16 protein-coding genes are annotated in these 19,591 nt (G+C 56.9%); 12 read left to right on the forward strand and 4 right to left on the reverse strand.

Going from position 1 to position 19,591, the window contains the following annotated elements; translation table 11 throughout:
* Nucleotides 1-33 precede the first annotated feature (33 nt).
* Together ACPOL_RS25505 and ACPOL_RS25510 are read left to right on the forward strand one after the other, a co-directional pair.
* Nucleotides 34-1,686: an amino acid permease gene (locus ACPOL_RS25505; RefSeq protein WP_114209548.1), complete on the forward strand. Its 1,653-nt coding sequence runs from the start codon at nt 34-36 to the stop codon at nt 1,684-1,686.
* A gap of 31 nt (nt 1,687-1,717) precedes the next feature.
* Nucleotides 1,718-2,503: an MOSC domain-containing protein gene (locus ACPOL_RS25510; protein ID WP_114209549.1), complete on the forward strand. Its 786-nt coding sequence runs from the start codon at nt 1,718-1,720 to the stop codon at nt 2,501-2,503.
* Between the two features lie 58 nt (nt 2,504-2,561).
* Here the strand turns inward: ACPOL_RS25510 and ACPOL_RS25515 are convergent, their stop codons facing one another.
* Complete coding sequence (locus ACPOL_RS25515; protein ID WP_114209550.1) at nt 2,562-3,059, reverse strand: TlpA family protein disulfide reductase; 498 nt, start codon at nt 3,057-3,059, stop codon at nt 2,562-2,564.
* Nucleotides 3,060-3,086: 27 nt separating this feature from the next.
* Between ACPOL_RS25515 and ACPOL_RS25520 the strand changes: the two genes are divergently transcribed.
* The 5 genes from ACPOL_RS25520 to truB all read left to right on the forward strand — a co-directional run bounded on the left by ACPOL_RS25520 (nt 3,087) and on the right by truB (nt 6,843).
* Nucleotides 3,087-4,139, forward strand: a complete 1,053-nt coding sequence (locus tag ACPOL_RS25520; protein WP_114209551.1) for a glycosyltransferase family 2 protein — start codon at nt 3,087-3,089, stop codon at nt 4,137-4,139.
* A 62-nt stretch (nt 4,140-4,201) separates the two neighbouring features.
* On the forward strand, nt 4,202-4,612 hold the full coding sequence (locus tag ACPOL_RS25525) for a 6-pyruvoyl trahydropterin synthase family protein (protein ID WP_114209552.1): 411 nt from the start codon (nt 4,202-4,204) through the stop codon (nt 4,610-4,612).
* Complete coding sequence (locus tag ACPOL_RS25530; protein ID WP_114209553.1) at nt 4,609-5,031, forward strand: 6-carboxytetrahydropterin synthase; 423 nt, start codon at nt 4,609-4,611, stop codon at nt 5,029-5,031. Before ACPOL_RS25525 ends, ACPOL_RS25530 begins: the two co-directional genes overlap by 4 nt.
* 77 nt (nt 5,032-5,108) lie before the next feature.
* Complete coding sequence (folE, locus tag ACPOL_RS25535; protein WP_114209554.1) at nt 5,109-5,741, forward strand: GTP cyclohydrolase I FolE; 633 nt, start codon at nt 5,109-5,111, stop codon at nt 5,739-5,741.
* Between the two features lie 226 nt (nt 5,742-5,967).
* The gene (truB, locus tag ACPOL_RS25540) at nt 5,968-6,843 is read left to right on the forward strand and encodes a tRNA pseudouridine(55) synthase TruB (protein WP_114209555.1); all 876 of its coding nucleotides are present in this window, start codon (nt 5,968-5,970) and stop codon (nt 6,841-6,843) included.
* 57 nt (nt 6,844-6,900) lie between these two features.
* On the opposite strand, the gene ACPOL_RS25545 is transcribed toward truB, so the two are convergent.
* Nucleotides 6,901-7,620, reverse strand: a complete 720-nt coding sequence (locus ACPOL_RS25545) for an arylesterase (protein WP_236657028.1) — start codon at nt 7,618-7,620, stop codon at nt 6,901-6,903.
* 42 nt (nt 7,621-7,662) lie between these two features.
* On the opposite strand from ACPOL_RS25545, the gene ACPOL_RS25550 reads away from it, so the two are divergent.
* Entirely contained in the window at nt 7,663-8,361 is a 699-nt protein-coding gene (locus ACPOL_RS25550) for an ABC transporter ATP-binding protein (protein WP_114209556.1), read from the forward strand.
* The gene (locus tag ACPOL_RS25555) at nt 8,358-11,078 is read left to right on the forward strand and encodes an ABC transporter permease (RefSeq protein ID WP_236657029.1); all 2,721 of its coding nucleotides are present in this window, start codon (nt 8,358-8,360) and stop codon (nt 11,076-11,078) included. The genes ACPOL_RS25550 and ACPOL_RS25555 overlap by 4 nt, the downstream gene beginning before the upstream one ends.
* Here ACPOL_RS25555 and ACPOL_RS25560 read toward each other — a convergent pair.
* Both ACPOL_RS25560 and ACPOL_RS25565 read right to left on the reverse strand, forming a co-directional pair.
* Entirely contained in the window at nt 11,057-11,551 is a 495-nt protein-coding gene (locus tag ACPOL_RS25560) for a DoxX family protein (protein ID WP_114209557.1), read from the reverse strand. The genes ACPOL_RS25555 and ACPOL_RS25560 overlap by 22 nt on opposite strands.
* A 31-nt stretch (nt 11,552-11,582) precedes the next feature.
* Complete coding sequence (locus ACPOL_RS25565) at nt 11,583-12,926, reverse strand: FAD-binding protein (protein WP_114209558.1); 1,344 nt, start codon at nt 12,924-12,926, stop codon at nt 11,583-11,585.
* Between the two features lie 435 nt (nt 12,927-13,361).
* On the opposite strand from ACPOL_RS25565, the gene ACPOL_RS25570 reads away from it, so the two are divergent.
* The 3 genes from ACPOL_RS25570 to ACPOL_RS25580 all read left to right on the forward strand — a co-directional run bounded on the left by ACPOL_RS25570 (nt 13,362) and on the right by ACPOL_RS25580 (nt 19,559).
* On the forward strand, nt 13,362-13,673 hold the full coding sequence (locus ACPOL_RS25570; RefSeq protein ID WP_114209559.1) for a co-chaperone GroES: 312 nt from the start codon (nt 13,362-13,364) through the stop codon (nt 13,671-13,673).
* 115 nt (nt 13,674-13,788) lie between these two features.
* Nucleotides 13,789-15,459 carry a chaperonin GroEL gene (gene groL, locus ACPOL_RS25575; protein ID WP_114209560.1) on the forward strand — a complete coding sequence of 557 codons (1,671 nt, stop codon included), beginning with the start codon at nt 13,789-13,791 and terminating at the stop codon, nt 15,457-15,459.
* A gap of 365 nt (nt 15,460-15,824) precedes the next feature.
* Entirely contained in the window at nt 15,825-19,559 is a 3,735-nt protein-coding gene (locus tag ACPOL_RS25580) for a TonB-dependent receptor domain-containing protein (protein WP_114209561.1), read from the forward strand.
* Nucleotides 19,560-19,591 lie beyond the last annotated feature (32 nt).

The raw sequence follows: 19,591 nt of genomic DNA on the forward strand, positions 1-19,591 counted from the left end.
CCCAAGAATTGAGTTTATGGAGAAACCTGATACATGCCCAATCTGCTGGCCAAGAAACCGCTGAGCGCACTGCTTTCCGAGGCGAAACAGGAAGGCGAACAAACGCTCGAGCGGGTGCTGGGGCCCTTTTCCCTGACGGCGTTGGGAGTGGGAGCCGTGATCGGCGCGGGCATCTTTGTGCTCTCCGGCCTGGGCGCCCACTATGCAGGCCCTGGGCTCATGCTCTCGTTCATTCTGTCGGGACTTGGATGCGCCTTTGCCGGCCTTTGCTATGCGGAGTTTGCAGCCATGATTCCGCTGGCTGGGAGCGCCTATACCTACGCCTACGCGACCCTAGGCGAGCTGTTTGCGTGGATCATCGGATGGGACCTTACCCTCGAGTATGCGATGGGCGCGAGTACGGTATCCTCTGGTTGGTCAAACCACTTCATCGAGTTCCTGCGCATCTTTGGCTTGAAGATGCCGTTATGGCTGGCATACGATCATTGGACAGGGCTGCGGGCCGCGACCGATATTGTGGCTCGCCAATTCGTGAGTGCGACGAATCCGGCTTTGCTCCCGGGGTCCCAGGAATTTCTGTTGAAGCTGGACGCGGTCAAGAACGCGCAGACACCAGAACTGCTGAGTCATGCCCACCAACTGCTGAATGCGCCGCACCTGTTTGGCGTTGAAATCGGCGTGAACATCCCGGCGTTTATCATTGCCCTCATCATTACCACGATCCTGGTCATTGGCATCAAGGAGAGCGCCAAGTTCAACGCCGGTATCGTGATGTTGAAGGTTTCCGTGGTGTTGTTCGTGCTGGGCCTGGGTTCTCATTACGTGAACCGCGCCAACTGGGGCACTGATTGGCACTCCTATGCGCCGAACGGCTTTGCCGGCATTGGGCTGGCGGCGGGTTATATTTTCTTCTCGTATATAGGATTCGATGCGGTTTCGACGACTGCACAGGAAGCGAAGAATCCTCAACGAGACCTGCCCATCGGCATCATTGCGTCGCTGACGATCTGTACATTGCTCTATATCGGAGTAGCAGCGGTGTTGACCGGGATGGTCCCGTGGCGCGAGGTGAACATCGAAGCTCCGATCGCGCGAGCTTTCCTGGATAAAGACCTCGGATGGGCATCGAACATCATCACCGTAGGCGCCTTGGCGGGATTGACCTCAGTGATGCTAGTGATGCTGCTCGGACAATCGCGAGTGCTTTACGCAATGGCCAACGACGGCTTGCTGCCGAGGAGTTTCTTTGCATCCATTCACCCCAAGTTCCGGACCCCATGGAAGAGCACAATCCTGGCGGGCCTGTTAGCGGCCATTGTCGGTTCGGTTACGCCTATCGACGATATTGGCAAGATGGTGAACATTGGAACGCTCCTGGCGTTCGTGATCGTCTGCATCGCTGTCGTGGTGCTGCGGCGAACCAATCCCGATCAGCCTCGACCCTTCAAGACGCCAGGAATCTACCTGGGCGGATTGCTTCCGGTTGTCCCAATCCTGGGCATCCTCTTCAATGGCTACATGATGTACAAATTGGGCTGGATCAACTGGGCCCGCTTAATCATCTGGCTGATCATTGGATTGGTTGTGTACTTCTTCTACAGCGTCAAACACAGCAAGGTGCAGGCGATGCCGGCAGCTATGACCACCGGCCGCCCTATGGTGAAGGGGGTTGCGGCGCGGGAGTAAGGCTTGGGAAGAGCTGTGGCAGGAGGAAGCGATGCTTGTCGGCGTGGTAGAGAGTCTTTGGCGATACCCGGTTAAGAGCATGCGCGGCGAACGGCTTGAGCAGGCATACCTCGGCTTCTCCGGTGTTTATGGCGATCGCCGATACGCCTTTCTCAGTTCCGCAGCGCCGAAAGACTTCCCCTATTTCACGGCGCGCGAGAAACACTCAATGCTGCTGGAGCGCGCGATCTACCGCAATCCTGAAAAGATGGTGTCTCCGCAGGACGGCTCAAGCCTTGCGGATGGTACGCTCGAGATCGAGACGACGGCGGGCGAGCGGTTGCCGATCGAAGACCCTCGTCTTGCTGAACTGCTTCGCGAAGGGGTTGCAGAGCGACACCTGCTTCGCTTGATCCAGTCGGAAATCGCACTGGTGGATAGCCGCCCAATTTCGCTGTTTTCGCTGCAAACGGTGCGGCAACTGAGCGTAGAGACCGGCATGGAGTTGGACAAGCGCCGTTTTCGCGCCAACATTTATGCCGATCTTTCCGGAGCTAAGGGCTTTGTTGAAGACGAATGGGTGGGGCAGAAGCTTGAGGTCGGCCGCCAAGCCGTGATGCAAGTCGCGAAGAGGAACATGCGCTGCAAACTGATTACCTTGGATCCCGACTCGGCACAGCCAAGCCCAGAGGTAATGAAATTGGTGGCTCGGGAACACCAGTCCTGCGCAGGAATCTACCTGACGGCGGTCATCGAGGGGATGGTCTCGGTTGGGGATTCGATCCGGCTGGTCGATTCGAGTTTCGCAGATGAGCTGAGCGGGGCCCGGCCGGCGTAGTTTTGTTGATGCAATCCCAGGTGGCCTCGGTGCACCGATCCGAAGCAACTGACAAACTTCAGGACGCCTCCAGCTTGTTCAAGTAGGTGATGAGCTCAGGGGAGGTCCAGTCTTGGGGACCAATGAACTTGCGCCGAATGACTCCTTTTTTGTCGATGATGTAGGTCTCGGGCGGCCGGGTGGTTCCGTAGGCTAGATTGCTCTTCTCGCTGGCATCGAAGACGGTAAGCAAATCGATGTGGTTCTCGGCGATGTAGCTATGATAGGCGGCGTCTTCATCATGGAAGCTGACTGCGAGCACTGCTACATTTGGCATCTGGCGTTGCAGTTGAATGAGCGACGGAAACTCCTCGAGACACGGAGCGCACCAGGAAGCCCAGAAATTCAGGACTACCACTTTCCCGCGATAGTCGGCCAGACGGACGGTCCGATCTGTATCGGTTACCGTGAATGCCGGCGCGGTGGTGCCGATTTGTCCGGGATGGCTGCCGCGATCGCATCCGGTAAATAACAAAACGGCCGCCAGAGCGCCGAGAGAGCTTGCAGGTCTTCGCACTTTTCTATAATAAATTGCGGAGACTCCTTGAACATCCCCGGTGAAAACTACGTTCCGGCAGATTCCCCTTCCTTGCAGTTGTCGGTGATTGTGCCGGCCCGGAATGAAGAGGATTGCCTGGGAGATTGCCTGCGATCGCTGGCCGGTCAGAGCGATCCAATCTTTTCGCTCGGAGCCCACTGGGAGATTCTGGTAGTCAATGATGGTTCCGTGGACGGCACGAGGCAGATCGCCCAATCAATTCCCGGGGTGACGGTCATCGACGCTGGGCCGCTGCCGAAGGGCTGGACGGGAAAGGCCAACGCCGTCTGGATAGGCGCCAAGCTTGCCCGCGGGGAGTGGTTGCTATTCACCGATGCAGATACCATCCACGAGCCCGGCGACTTGCTCCGGGCGATGCACGAGGCTGAGAAGGCGAAGGTGGCGATGCTTTCCTATTCGCCGCGGCAGATTGTGAACGGGTTTTGGCAGAAGGCGGTCATGCCGCTGGTCTTCTGCGAACTCGCACTGGCGTACCCACCGGAGAAGATCTCCAACCCTGAATCCAGGCTCGCTGCCGCGAACGGCCAATTCGTGTTGATCCAGCGCGAGGCCTACTTTTCGGTCGGCGGTCACGCCTCCGTCGCTGAATCGGTGCTAGAAGATGTCGATCTGGCCAGATTGGTGAAGCGACGCAAGCTGGGACTTCGGTTTCGTTATGCTCCAGACGCGCTGAGCAGCCGGATGTACCGCAGCTTTAGCCAGATGTATGAAGGCTGGACAAAGAACCTGACGCTGCTGTTCGCCAATTCGTTGGCGCTTGGGGCTTGGCGGCTGCTCGATTTAGCGCTGCTGGTTGGATTACCCCTGATCTTCTTCGGCTTCTACCAGCCGACGATGCTGTGGTGGGTCCTGATGGCGCTATGGGCACGCACCCTGTGGCGTTTCTACCGCCGGGTGGCGCGGTCAAATTTTCCATTTGGGGACTGTGCCATGACCATTTTTGGTCTGCCTCTCTTCGCATGGCTTTTATGGCGAAGCTGGTTTCACCACACCATAACAAAGCGCGTAATCTGGAAGGGTCGAAGCTATGCGAGCTGATCCTGGAGCGCTGGCCTGAAACGGTTTGATGTCTCGAGCATCTTTTAACTGTAAAGACAATCATGATTTTACTCACGCGCAAGGCTGAATTTTCGGCTGCTCATTTCTACTGGAACGATGGCTGGAGTCCGGAAGAGAATGAACGGATCTTTGGCAAGTGTTCCAATCGCAACGGCCATGGCCACAACTACACGCTGGAGGTGACGGTTGCGGGCCAAGTCGATCCCGTTTCCGGATTTGTTGTGGATCTCAAGGCGCTTAAGGACATCATTGACCGCGAAGTGATTCAGGTCTATGACCACCGTCATTTGAATTTAGAGGTTGCAGAGTTCAAAAAGTCCATCCCGACGACTGAAAATATCGCGATCGCCATCTGGAGGCGGCTTGAGGGCAAGATCCCCGGGGCAAAGCTGTCTCGGGTCCGCGTGTACGAGATGCCCGACCTGTTCGCGGATTATGAAGGTGAGCCATGAGGGCCTACTTCTCGCGCCGGTATAGGTTTAGCGCCTCACACCGGTTGCATAGCGATTCATATTCAGAAACGGAGAACCAGAAGACATACGGTAAATGCAATAATCCGCATGGCCATGGGCATAACTACATCGTGGAGGTCACCACCGGCGGCCAGGTGGACGCGCAAACCGGTATGGTGTGCGACCTGGTAAAGCTCGATGATGCCGTGCGGAAGAACGTGGTAGAGCGATTCGACCTCACCAATTTGAACCTCGATGAGTGCTTTCGCAAACTGGTGCCGACCACTGAAAATCTGTGTATTGCCATTCACGAAAGGCTAATGCCAGTCTTTCAGTCGGGAGTGTTGGGTCAAGTCGATCTCGTGCGAGTGAGAGTTGAAGAGACCGCCAATAACTTTTTTGAATTCACAGGGAAGTGAGAATGGCGGCCACTGTGCCAGCCGAACATACGGTCTGATGCCGTTGTCGAAGGTTTGAAAGGAAAGAGGAAGAAGTTATGGCACAACCCGCCATTGTTCATAAGGCCAACATTCCAAAGCAGGAGCCGAAGGGCGGCATCTCCGAGTTCAGTACACAGGAGATTTATGCCGAACTGCTACAGCGGTTCGACGGCGATCCAACCCGGGATGGTTTGTTGAAGACTCCAGAACGGGTCGAAAAGGCTATGACTTTTCTCACTAAGGGCTATCAGGAAGACCCGACAAAGATACTGCGGGGCGCCCTCTTCGACGTTGACTACGACGAAATGGTGATCGTGAAAGACATCGAAATGTTCTCCCTGTGCGAGCACCATATGCTGCCCTTCTTTGGCCGCGTTCATGTCGCTTATATCCCAAATGCTAAGGTCATTGGTTTGAGTAAGATTCCACGGCTGATCGAAGTCTTTGCCCGGCGCCTCCAAGTCCAGGAGCGTATGACCCAGCAGATCGCTGACTCCATCCAGGAGGCCATCCACCCACAGGGAGTAGGGGTAGTCGTCGAGGCACGTCATTTGTGCATGATGATGCGTGGGGTGGAGAAGCAGAACTCATCCACCGTAACTTCGGCGATGCGTGGGGTCTTCGGCAAGCAGAGCACCCGAACGGAGTTCCTGTCGCTGGTTCGGGAGCGGGGCCAGGGAGCCTTCTGAAGTATTTGAAGGGATTTGAGAAAGCAGTCGGTCGGCTATCCGATGGTTCAAAGATCGATCATCTACTCTCCGGGGCTTGGCTCCGGCCATCGCACGGGAACCTTCTTTCGTAAGGCAGGGTATTTAGAACTGTTTGTGTTTTCGTCGCTTTCACTCCGCTCCTCTCAGTTTTCCATAGCGGGGTCGTGCAGAATCGGAGGGCTTCGCTACAGCCTATAGTGAGAGAGTGAACGGTCTCCTTATCCTCGATAAACCCGCCGGCATGACCTCGCATGATGTGGTGAACCGGGTTCGGCGAGCTACCGGCGAGGCGTCTACAGGACACCTGGGAACGCTTGATCCTATGGCGACCGGCGTTCTTCCCTTGCTGCTGGGGAGATATACCCGATTAGCCCAATTCTTCGGCGCGATGGAGAAGTCTTATACGGGGACGATCCGGTTTGGTTACTCGACCGACACTTACGATGCCGAGGGCGCACCGACCAGCTCAGTTGTTCCGGCGGCGTTAAGCCTGGAGGCGGTGCGGGCTGCAGCTAGAGAGTTTTCGGGCGAGATGCTGCAAACGCCACCAGCTTTTTCAGCAAAGAAGGTCGGCGGGACGCCCTCCTATAAGCTGGCAAGAGCAGGAAATGCGAAGCCGCTCAAGCCGGTGCGGATCTTCATTCATGAGTTCACTATCGCGAACTGCTCGGGCGATCTGGCGGAATTTGCGATCCGTGTTTCGGCCGGCGGCTATGTCCGGTCGGTCGCGCACGAATTAGGGCAACGGCTGGGTTGCGGCTCCCACCTCGCCAGCCTGCGGCGAACCGCGGCGGGCCGGTTCACGCTGAAGGACGCCTTGACATTAGATCAGCTTGCCGAACTCGCACAAGACAGCAATCTGGAGGCATGGTTGCCGCACCCTCGATCGCTGCTACCGGATCTGCCATCGGTGACCGCCGACCTGGTCACCGCTGGGCGACTACGGAATGGGGTCGCTGTAAATCTCCCGGATTTTTCCGCCGCTCCTCTGGTGAAAGTATTTTCCAATCAGCGCAATCTGGTCGCGATTGGAAAAAGGATTGCGGGAACCCTGTTTCAGCCGATGGTGGTGGTCGGGTGATGCTCTAAGACCCGGGTCGCCTCATCAGGATTTCTCTCGGGTCCGTTGCCAACGGGATCACTTCTTGAGCAGTGGTGTGATCAGCGGCAAGAGGTTTTTGGCGACTTGTTCGTTGCCCTGCGCTGTGGCATGGATCCCATCCTCCTGCATGCCGCCAGGTGTGCCGTAGACTTTGATCAGGAGAAAAGGCAAGAGCGGCGCATGGAACTTACGCGCGAGCAGTGCGTAAGTGTCATTGAACTGGCGAATGTAGTCGGGACCGTAATTTGGCGGGAGAGTAATGCCACCGAGCACGACTTTGACGTTCGAGGTAGTGAGAGTGGAGACGATCTGGTCGAGGTTGTTGCGGGTGGCCTCGATCGGGAGGCCGCGCAGGCCGTCATTGCCGCCAAACGCGACGATCACCACCTTCGGCTTAAGGGCGAGAACGTCTTTGAGGCGGTCAACGCCGTCTTTAGTAGTGTTGCCGCTTACCCCAAGGTTGGCGACTCTATAGTGGTAGCCGCTGCGATCGAGCTCGCGCTGGAGGTAGTCGGGATAGCTTTCGCCGGGAGCAGCGCCGTAGCCAGCGGTCAGGCTATCGCCAAATGCGACGATTACCGGGCGGCTATCCCGGGGGTCAATGATCCTGCTGTCGGCAGGCGGACTGGATGTGTCGGGTTCGTCCTCAGCGCTCTTCGGCTTGGTGGAGCTGCAACTGGCCAGAACAAGAGCGAAGACGAGCAGAATCGAAAGCAGTGAGAACCGGCTTGGAGTCGAGAGCGAGCGCAAGGTCACAAGGCCACTGTAGCAACGGTAACAGCTAGGGATGGGCGGAAGATGATTGAAGTTCGGCAATTGAAGAAGTCTATCCGGAACGGAAACCGGACTGTCGACATTCTGAAGGGAATTGACCTGACGATCCCGGCCGGGCAGTTTGCGGCGATCATGGGCGCCTCTGGCAGCGGGAAGAGTACGCTTCTAGGACTGCTGGCTGGTCTTGATTCGCCCAGTGAAGGGGAAGTGCTGCTCGATGGCACCGCGATCAGCCACATGGCGGAAGATGCACTGGCCCAGGTGCGGGGACGCAAGATCGGATTTGTCTTTCAGTCCTATCAGCTTATTCCTACTCTTACCGCCTTCGAGAATGTTTTGTTGCCCTACGAACTTAACGGAGAGGGCGACGGGAAGCCTCGGGCGCGGACGTTGCTTGAGTCCGTGGGGCTGGCGGACCGAATGAACCACTACCCCGTGCAGCTTTCGGGTGGGGAACAACAGCGGGTTGCTCTGGCGAGAGCGTTTGTCCTGGAGCCGCCGATTGTGCTGGCGGATGAGCCGACCGGAAATCTTGATTCCGTGAATGGCCAACATGTTCTTGACTTGCTCACCAGCCGAAATCGGGAGGCTGGAACAACCCTGGTTTTGGTGACCCATGACAAGCAGCTGGCAGCGATTGCTGACCGGACAATCGTTCTCCGCGATGGATTGGTCGTCGCCGATGAGTACCGGGCGGTCGGTGAACTGCAGGTTACGTTATGAGCGATTTCGATGAGGACGGCGGAATCACTTCTTCCCAGTCTAGCCGCAATGAAGCTGCTTTCGAATCGGGGCACCCTGATCCGCAGGTGCGTCCCGATATGCTTGGCGGGACCGTGAGACATTCGAATTCGTCACATGCGTTGCCCCTGCGGACGGCGGCTACGATTGCGTGGCGCGAGTTGCGGGCTTCGAAGGCGAAATTCTCTTTTGTAATTCTGTCCGTTGCAATCGGCGTTGCTGCATTAATCGGAGTGCGCGGCTTCAGTGAGTCTTTTCAGAAGACCATTCTCGCGGAGGCGCGGACGATTATGGCAGCCGACCTTTCGGCGCGCATGTTCCGTCAACCGACACCACTCGAAGCAAAGCAATTGGACGAGCTCGCTACATCGGGCATTCGACGCACCTGGATCACGGAAACGGTCTCGATGGTCTCCGCTCCCGGCGACCCGGTGCCATTGCTCGTCTCGCTCAAGGCCGTAAATCCAGCGGAATGGCCTTTTTACGGCTCCGTACAGCTACTAACTAGCGGAGGTACACAAAGCATTGATCTGAAGGGCCTTCTGAATGATTCGACGGTCGTCGTTGGCGACGATCTACTGATTCGCTTGCACGTGAAGATCGGCGATTCGTTAAAGATAGGAGCTCAATCCTTCCGGATCGCGGCGATCGTTCAGAAGGAACCGGACCGCATGAGTTCGTCGATGGGGTTAGGGCCGCGCGTTTTGATTTCTCGAGGAGGTCTGGAAAAGACCGGGCTCTTGCAGCCTGGCAGCCGTTCCGGCGAACGATTTCTCTTCAAGCTGACTCCGCAAAGCGGCAGCATTGCCAAGATGCGGGCGCAGTTGGAAAAGATCCTGCCCGAGGCGCAGGTTACCGATTTTCGCGAGACCAGCCCGGCGCTCACCGAAGGGCTTAACCGGGCTACTGGGTTGCTGAGCTTGATCTGTCTGGTGGCGATGGTGCTTGGCGCGATCGGGGTTGCGATGGCGATGCGCGCCCACTTGCAACAGCGCATCGACATTCTCGCGATCATGAAATCGATCGGCGCAAGGTCGTCCGACATTTTGCGAATCTATCTGTTGCAGACCCTCTTTCTCGGATTGGCTGGCGGACTGCTCGGCGTGTTGCTCGGCGCCGGCGTCGAGTGGATCTTCCCGGCGGTGCTGGGTAAGCTTTTGCCGATCCACGCTCACCTGCGGCTGCCGGTGCAATCGATCTTTGCCGGGCTTGGCACGGGTATTCTCACCACGCTGTTGTTTTGCCTGCCGCCGCTGCTCGACGTGCGCAAGATTCGACCCAACCTAGTGTTGCGGCGTGCTGTGGATGACGGTAACGGGGAGGGTCCTGTCTCTTTTTGGACCAAGATTCGTCAGAACAAACTGCAGTGGTGGACATCGTTGCTGATTGTCTTTGGACTCGGCGGAATTGCCGCCGCGTTGACCGATTCTCTGACTGTCGGCGCATGGTTTGGCGCCGCTTTGTGTGCCTTGCTGTTGTTCACGCTGGGATTATCGGCATTGACACTGCGCGGTCTCCGGGCGTTTCTGAACAAGACCCGCCTGCATCTGCCCTCGGCCGTGCGCCATGCCCTGGCAAACCTATACCGTCCAGGCAATCAGTCTTCTGCGGTGCTTGCGGCGTTGGGTACGGGCGTCATGTTGATCCTCGTTGTTTTTCTAATGCAGGAGTCAGTACTTCGCGAAATGAAACAAGGCGCCGCTCCCGACACCCCTAACATCTTCCTGATCGATATTGCCAGTTCGGAGCTGGATGGCGTTCGCGATCTGCTGAAGAAGCAGCCCGGCGTGCAGGGCAAGTTCGAGGCGCTGCCGGTTGTTTCCGGTCGAATCGAATCGATCGACGGCATTCCGGTCGAGAAGCTGAAGGTAAAAAACTATCCCAAGCGGCTCCTGCAGTCCGTCTCACTCACCTGGTCGGACCAGCTTCCCGAGGGCGCCAATATGGTCTCTGGCCATTGGTGGGCGCCAGGCGATGGCGAGAACGGCCCCGCTGGCCTGGCGGTTGTCGACCATGCGGCGGCACGGCTGCATCTGCACCCAGGCTCGGAGGTCTTCTTCGACTCGGATGACAAACTGATCAAAACGAAGGTAGCGGCTATCTACCGGAGCGATGGACAACACGTCTACGGCCGCAGTGAGTTCATTCTGCCGCAGGCTGCGCTGGCCGGCATGCCGGTGATTTGGTATGGAGCAGCGCACGTTGATGGGCCGCAAATCGCTGCCATGCAGAGGGCGCTCTACGCCATCTATCCGACCGTGACGGTCATCAATATCGCCGATATTCTCGACACGATTCAGGGCTTCGTCGGCCAAATTACGCAAGTGGTTCGGTTCCTCGCCGGCTTCTCAATGTTGTCAGGAATCGTGATCCTGGCATCCAGCATTGCGAGCACGCGGTATCGCCGGATTCGCGAAGTCGTAGTGCTTAAGACCATCGGGGCGACGCGTGGCCGCATCGCGACCGTCTTCAGCGTAGAGTTTGTGGTGCTCGGGCTGCTCTCCGGCATGGTGGGAGTCATCTTTGCGAACTTGCTGACGCGTGTCTTGGTGCACAAGCTTGATGTGGCCTTCCATCTCGATTGGCTGGCTGGGCTCATCGCGCTGGTTTCAAGCGCTTTCCTGGCGATCGCAACGGGCTGGGTGGCCAGCATCCGTATCCTCGGCCAGAAGCCGCTTCAGGTGCTGCGGGAAGAGTAGTTTGCTTCGGTCTTCTTTGCGTTCCCTGGAAGTCCGTAACCAGCGAGCAAGACCATCCAGATGAAGATCACTTGCATGATGAGCCGAACCGGGACGCCCGGCATTTGCAGGCCCATATAGGTCTGGCCTGCGACAAAGACGTTCACCGGGAAGATCAATACCATCATCACCGCCAACCAGAACGCCGCAGGGCGCTGGGTTCTAGCCACGAGGAGGCCAACCGCACCGAGAACCTCGAGCACCCCGGTAGCCAACACCCAGAAGGCGGGCCCATGAAAGATAGGGGGAAGCATGCTGGTCGCTTCGTTGGTCCTCAGGAAGTGCAATGCCACGGCCGACCCCAGGAGCGGGAGTGCAACAACGATCCGTAAGACGACCTGAATCGCGCCGAAGCTCCTGCAGCCGTTCCGTGACAAAGCGAAGAACAACAAAATCGACGCGACCAGAACGATGAAGGAAATCAGGTAGCTCATTCGACGGTCCTCGGGAATGCGTTTCAATCAGTTAAGCGCCGAAGATATTCGAATCGATGAACTGGTTGCGGAACTTGCCCCCCGCGTCGTACTGCTTCAGGAGTGCTTGATATCGGGGCGTATTTCCGTAGACCTGCTGAACGCGAGAGGGCGGCATGGTGAAGACCTTGCCCCAGTGCGGCTTGGCATTGAACGGCGCAAGCTTTGCTTCAATCAGTGGCAAGACAGCGTGGATCTCGTCCGACTCCGGCTTCCAGGTGAAGTGGATCGCCATGCAGTCCTGTTGATAGGCGGGGCTCATCCAGAGGTCATCCGCCGCAATGGTGCGAAGTTCGGTGATGAAAAGGTGGGGAGTGATCTTGTCCTTGAGTTGCTCGACCGCGAGGATGGCTTCGTAGCCTTTGGCGCGAGGAACGAAATATTCCGTCTGGATCTCGGCGCCGCTCGAAGGAGTGAAGTTCATCCGGAAGTGCGGCAGCCGTTCGTACCAGGGGCCGGGAATGCCCATCTGCTCGGTGCATGGGGTGGCATCATGGCCGGGAAGGGGATGAAGCTTCTGCTTCGCGGCGGTGGCCCCGTAGAACAACGGAGGAATAGCTGAGGAATCCGACTGGTCGACACGGCTCTTGATCCAAACCTGACTGATCCGATGGTCCTGCCAATTGGTGAACAGGCTGACGCTGTAGCCGCTCGAAAAGATGGCGTCGAGGTTGTGCTCCAACTGGCCCATCGAGAGGTTCTCGTAAACCACCTGCTTTACCTGATAGGTCGGCTGGACCTTCAAGGTAATCTTGGTGACCACGCCGAGGCCGCCGAGATGGACGACCGTGCCAAGGAAGCTTTCGCCGTCCTTGTCTTTCGATAGGTGAAGGAGCTGTCCATCGGCGCTTACGATTTCCATGCCGGAGACGGCAGTGGAGAGATTGCCGTTCTTGACTCCAGAGCCATGGGTCGCGGTCGCACAGGCGCCGACGGCGGTGATGTGCGGCAGGGAAGCGAGATTGTGCAGCGCGAAGCCCTGCTGATCGATATAGGGCGCGAGAGTTCCGTACCGGACTCCTGCTCCGACAGTGACGGTCTTCGCCTGCGGATTGAGCACCATGGAATCAAGAGCAGTGAGCGAGATCTGGGCTGCGGTGCTATCGGCGATGGTGTTGAACGAGTGCCGGCTGCCGAGGGCGCGCAGCTTTGGCGTGTTCTTGACCATTTGTTGGACTTCTTCGACCGTCTCGGGGGCCAGCAGTTTGTCGGTGTGATAGGTGAGGTTTCCCGCCCAGTTAGTGCGTGGCGTGGCGCTGTCGGCGGAAGCCAGATGGGACAGCAGAGAAGTTGTCAGAAATGCGCCGGAGGTCTTCAAGAACTGTCTCTTGTCCATATTGTCTACCAACGGTACGCGAGGACGTTTGGCTGAGGCAATAGGGACATCGTCGAACGAGGTTCACCGAAACCTGGAGAGCTTTAGGGTAGGTGGCCTCCATGTCATCGAGTACCTAGGGATGCGGGTGTTACCTACCGCTTTGGGATGTGAGGGTTAGACTCCGCTCACTGCTTGAAGCCGCCCACTGCAGCACAAGCTCCGACAATCCGACACTCAAGAGAATCTTAGCGGATCACGCTCAGATAGTTTCTAGAGCTGCTTGACAAGCCCCCAAAGGCTGGCCTACATTAGCAATCGAGAGGCGACACTGCTAATGAGCGTTTTGAACGATCCGGCAGCCGCCTTCGTCCCTTTGAACAGTAGCAGCATTCACTAGACAAAGTTCAGCAAAGCAGACGCGTGGTGAAACCCGCGCGAAGGAGAAGCACCGAAATGGCAACAGCTACCGTAGCAACCACCTTCACTCCTCTTCACGACCGTATTCTGGTCCGTCGCGTGGAAGAGGGCGAAACCGTCCGTGGCGGCATCATTATTCCTGACTCGGCTAAGGAAAAGCCGCAGGAAGGCGAAGTGATCGCCGTAGGTAAAGGAAAGTCGAACGACGAAGGCAAGGTTTTCCCCCTCGACGTTAAGGCGAAGGACCGCATTCTCTTCGGAAAGTACTCGGGCACGGAGATCAAGATTGACGGCGAAGAGTTTCTCATTATGCGTGAGGAAGAAGTTCTCGGAATTCTGAAGTCGTAGTTGTTGCCTCCTAATGGAGGCATTTTTGTTTCAGCAGGGAAGTATGTGATTCCACTTCAGCCATGGCGGCTTGAATGGAACACCAAATGATTTGAGTACTAAGGAGATTTAAGCAATGGCAAAGCAAATTCTGCATGGAGAAGATTCCCGTCAGGCGATTCTGCGTGGCGTGAACACCCTGGCCGACGCGGTCAAGGTGACCCTTGGACCCAAGGGACGCAATGTGGTCATCGAGAAGAAGTTTGGTTCGCCGACCATCACCAAGGACGGCGTGACCGTCGCCAAGGAAATTGAGCTCGCGAACGCGCTCGAGAACATGGGCGCGCAGATGGTCCGCGAAGTCGCTTCGAAGACCTCAGACGTTGCCGGCGACGGCACCACGACTGCGACCGTGTTGGCGCAGGCAATCTATCGCGAAGGCGTCAAGACAGTTGCCGCCGGTGCGAACCCGATGGCGCTCAAGCGTGGCATCGACAAGGCAGTTGCCGCCATCGTTGGCGTTCGCGACGAGCATGGAGTCGTGACCGGTGGAGCGTTGGCCCGCTTCTCGAAGCCAGTGACCGGCGAGATGATCGCCCAGGTCGGCACCATCTCGGCGAACTCCGACTCGACCATCGGCAACATCATTGCCGAGGCGATGAAGAAGGTTGGCAAGGACGGCGTCATCACCGTTGAAGAGTCGAAGACCCTGGAAACGCTGCTCGAAGTCGTCGAAGGCATGCAGTTCGATCGCGGCTACCTGAGCCCCTACTTCGTCACCGATCCCGATCGTATGGAAGCTTCGGTCGAAGATCCCTACATCCTGATCCACGAGAAGAAGATCAGCTCGATGAAGGACCTGCTGCCGCTGCTCGAGCAGGTTGCCCGCAACTCCAAGCCGCTCGTGATCATCGCTGAAGATGTTGACGGCGAAGCGCTTGCGACCCTGGTGGTCAACAAGCTCCGCGGCACCCTGAATGTGGCTGCAGTAAAGGCCCCTGGCTTCGGAGATCGCCGCAAGGCCATGCTCGAAGACATTGCCAAACTGACCGGCGGTAAGGCCATCACGGAAGACCTCGGCATCAAGCTTGAGAACGTCAAGATTGAGGATCTGGGCCGTGCGAAGCGCGTGACCATCGATAAGGACAACACCACCATCATCGAAGGTAAGGGCGAAGCCAAGGCGATCGAAGGGCGCGTCAAGGAGATCCGCAACCAGATCGACAAGACTACCTCTGACTACGATCGTGAGAAGCTCCAGGAGCGTCTGGCCAAGCTGGTTGGCGGCGTCGCCGTCATCAAGGTCGGTGCGGCTACCGAGACCGAGATGAAGGAAAAGAAGGCCCGCGTTGAAGACGCCATGCACGCCACCCGCGCTGCTGTTGAAGAAGGCATCGTGGCTGGTGGTGGTGTTGCGCTGGTCCGCTCGTCTAAGGAAGTCGATGCGCTTATCGCTACGCTCGAAGGCGATGAGAAGATCGGCGCCCAGATCGTTCGCCGCGCCATCGAAGAGCCGCTTCGCCAGATCGTTGGCAATGCGGGCGTCGAGGGTGCAGTGATCGTTGGTAAGATCCACGAGAGCAACGACGACAACTACGGCTACAACGCTGGCACCGACAAGTTCGAAGACCTGGTTGCGGCCGGCGTCATCGATCCGACCAAGGTGACCCGCACCGCTCTGCAGAACGCAGCCTCGATCGCCGGCCTCATGCTGACGACCGAAGCGATGGTCTCGGAGATTCCTGAGAAGAAGGAAGCAGCCGGCGGTGGACATAACCACGGCGGCGGCATGGAAGGCATGTACTGAGCTACGCGCTCGGCGACACGCTCCTTCGGAGCAAAAAACAACGGCAGAAAGCCCCGCAGCGATGCGGGGCTTTCTGTTTGTGGGATCTTTCATCGTTCTGACGTTTATCTTTTCATTACTCTTCTGACGCATGGCGTTTCCTGAATCTGTCCTTAAGACGCTCTTAAGTTTCGGTGAGAAATAGCGCTCGGATTAACAGCCACGCACCTTTTGTTGACCCATCGACATCTCTCATTTCCGAGCGCCAGGGTTTTATTTTTCGTTAACAGTTGCACTGATAAATAGAGGTGGGAGGGTGCGCTCCTGAGAGCCCCAGAAGCGCAGCCAAATTCATCACCCAATTGTTCCAAGAGGAGATCGTTTTCATGCGATCCAGGCAATACATTGCGGTACTTCTTGCAATTCTCGCCAGTGTTTCCGCGTCATTTCCTAAACGCGCTTCAGCGCAGCAGACTCTGGGGACCATTAACGGAACGGTGACAGACGCTTCCGGCGCCGTCATACAAGGTGTTCAGGTCAACGCGGTCAACAGCGGCACCGGTTTAGCTCGCCAAACCTCAACATCGGGAGCAGGCACTTATGCCTTTCAGGATCTCCCGATTGGCACCTACGCCTTGAGCTTCATTCGCGATGGATTCGATACTCAGAACTATCCGGCAATCGTAGTCCAGGCAGACAGAACGGCCACACTCAATGCGCAACTCAAAGTAGGTGCGACGAGCACCTCAGTCCAGGTGGAAGCCACCCCGCTGCTGAACTCTACTGACACCACGAACGGTTACGTTCTGGACAGCGCTCAGATCCAGGAAACTCCGCTCGGAACGGGCAGCTTCACTCAGCTGGCATTGTTGAGCCCGGGCGTGAACGCGGACTTTCTTGCCGATACCGGAACCAACACTGGACTAGGCAACCAGAACATCTGGGCGAACGGTCAGCGACTGAGTAGCAATACATTTACGATGAACAGCGTTCTTGCGAACAACTTATTCAATGGAGCCTCATCGAGCCAGGTCGCAGCGAATCGCGCAGTGTTGAACACGGGTGAGAACTTCCTCCACCGGGGCGGAACTATCCAGACGAATACGTCCATCTACGATGCGATTGGTCAAGCGCTTCCTTCGCCGCCACAGGAAACGATAGAAGAGATCCGGGTCAACACATCGATGTTTGACGCACAGCAGGGAACCACTGCCGGTGCGCACATCGATGTCACCACCATGTCGGGGACGAATGCCGTCCATGGCTCTCTCTATGGAAAGCTTGCTAATGCCTCGTTAAATGCGGCCCCTTACTTCTTCAATCAAGATGTCACCATCCCAGAAAATCAAAAGGTTCCGGATCTGCACCGGGAGCTCTTCGGCGCTACTCTAGGCGCGCCGATCATCAAGAACAAGCTGTTCTTCTTTGGCTCGTATCAGATGACGCGAGTACGTGACAAGCTGAACTCCATCTCGTCGGCTTATGTACCCACCGCGTTGACTAACGATCGGAGTACGGCAGGTCTCATCAATGCCGCGAATACCTACTGTGCCGCAGCCTTCAATCCGAGCAATCCTACTGCGATACCGACATGCTCGGCAACGGGATATACCGGCACGGTCGATCCAATTGCCGCGAAGTTGCTTTCGACTCAGCTGCCAGGCAACCAGTTTCTGGTTCCATCCTTCCAGTCGGCGGATATCAATGGAGGCAATGCGAATATCTTTGGACCGGCGTCAACCTTCGATGCCACCCAGATTAATGGAAACCTCGATTACAACGTGACCAGTACCGATGTTCTCTCGGAAAAGTATTACTTCCAGCGCGACCCGACAACCACGCCATTTCCCAGCCAATCTACTTCGCTTTTGGGCTTTCCGCAGCGCTTTGGCGTAGGCAGCCAGGTAGCGTCGATCGAGAACAACAAGATATTCTCGCCTAATCTTTCCTGGGACCAGAAGGTCGGTTTCATTCGCATGAACGTGCAATCCACAACTGGTCAACCTTTCAATGCGGCTGACGCCGGCATTAATGTCTTCGGCAGCCCCTATTTTCCGGGGATCAATATCAACGACGTAGATGGAAGTGGCGATAGTCTCGGGATCGGACCCACGTCCAACTTCGCTAATACGGGCTTTGTTCAAAATACATTTGAGGGGACGACTGATCTCAATTGGGTCCTGGGTAAACACACCCTCTCCTTTGGCGGCAATGGGGATTTCACCCAGATGAACATCATCAACCGTGCCAGCCAAGTCGCGAATCTCAGCTTTTCAACTTTCAGCGACTTCTTGTCGGGAACGCCGCTTCGCCTGGGGGAAGGCAATAGCGTTTACTTCCAGGGAGCCAGCAATCGCTATTACCGAGCGCCTCAAGTTGGATCGTATGCGCAGGACAGGTGGAAGGTCCTCGATAACCTGACCGTGACTCTCGGTCTGCGGTACGACTGGGACGCAGGTCTTTATGAAAAGAACGGCAACCTGGTGAACTTCAATCCAGCACAATATCAGTACAACCTGAGCACCGATACAGTCGCAGCCAGTGGTTTGGTGGTCGCCGGCAACAACAAGCTGTATCACACTGCCGGCGCCAGCGACTCAACATTGACGGCCCGCCAGTGGGGATTTGGACCGCGCATCGGCCTGGCATGGAGCCCCAAGCAAAACCATGGCTCCGTCGTCTTTCGGGCGGGGGCAGGAATGTATTACGATCGCGGCGAGTTCTTTACGAACTTTTCGCCGAGTGCTGGAGACGGCTTCAATGGGCCATTCGGAGTGACGCTGCAGCCGCCTTTTGTGCAGCCTGTGCTGGCGACGGCCAGCAGCACTCTTGAGAATCCTTTTGGCACGACGCCCCCACCGATCGACACCAACCCCGCCGACTTCATCAACAACCTGCCCAATCAGACCGAACTCATTGCGGGTACAACCCCGTATCTCTTCGGGGCCTATAACGCTGCCAACAAGCTACCGTATACCGAGAACTGGAGCCTCGATATGCAGTGGCAGGCGCGTCCGGATCTCGCCATCACCATTGGCTACACCGGCAATCATGGCGTTCATCAGACGGTCCCATTGCCGTTCAATCAGCCCCTAATCGCAACGACCGCAACTCCGGTTAATGGACAGACCTACTCTTATGGCTATCAGGTGACAGACGCGAGCGGCAACCCAATCCCGAACGAGCCAGTTAACACACCGACCGGTGGCAACACGGATTTGCGCGTACCCTACATCGGTTACAGTCCTAACTCGGTGTTGTGGACGGCATCCGGGATCTCGCACTACAACGCATTGTTGACGTCAGTGAAGAAGACCTTTAGTCACGGTTTGCAAGGCGGCGTCTCCTATACGTTCTCTCACGGTCTCGACGAGAGCAGCGGCTACGGTCTCTTCTACAACGGCAACAATGCTCGGGATCTTCGCTCTGGATATGCCACCTCGGACTATGACCGGACGCATGTACTCACACTTAACTACGTGTATCAACTGCCGCAAATGAACATCAACAATCGCACATTGAGCAAGGTAGCGAACGGTTGGGGCTGGGTCGGATTGGCTACTCTGGAAAGCGGTCAGCCCTACAATGTTTATGACTTCAGCGGTTCCATCGGAAGTCTTTATTTCTCCGATAATGACTTCCTAACAAATCCCGTGCTTCCCTTGGCGCCCGGCTTTTCACCACGACAGGCGCTCACCGGCCACAGTGGAGCCACGCTGGGAGTTTCGGCCTTCAATCCGAACGCGTTCGCCTTGCCTCGCGTCGCCCCAGGGACCGAGGGTGTTCCTCTCGGTGATGATACCGAGTCGGACTTCGGAGTTGGAGGGAGGAACATCTTCCGGGGAGACTTCCAGAAACGCGCCGATATGTCTCTTGTCAAGGAGACCCAGTTCGCCGATCATTATGACGTCCGGTTCAGTTTCGACGTCTTCAACATTACCAACACGCCCAGCTTCGACACCCCGAACAACAACGTTTCTACCAACTACAACTTCAGCGCGCCACCGACGAACTTCAACATCGGCACGGCGTTTTCCCAAAGCAGCCAACAGATCGGCATCATTCAACACACACTGGGCAGCCCCCGGCAAGTACAGTTCGCCGCTAAGCTGACGTTCTAAGTCAGCCCTGCTTCGAGAAGGAGCCAGTCTCG

This window comes from Acidisarcina polymorpha, assembly GCF_003330725.1.
GTDB classification, from domain to species: Bacteria; Acidobacteriota; Terriglobia; order Terriglobales; family Acidobacteriaceae; genus Acidisarcina; species Acidisarcina polymorpha.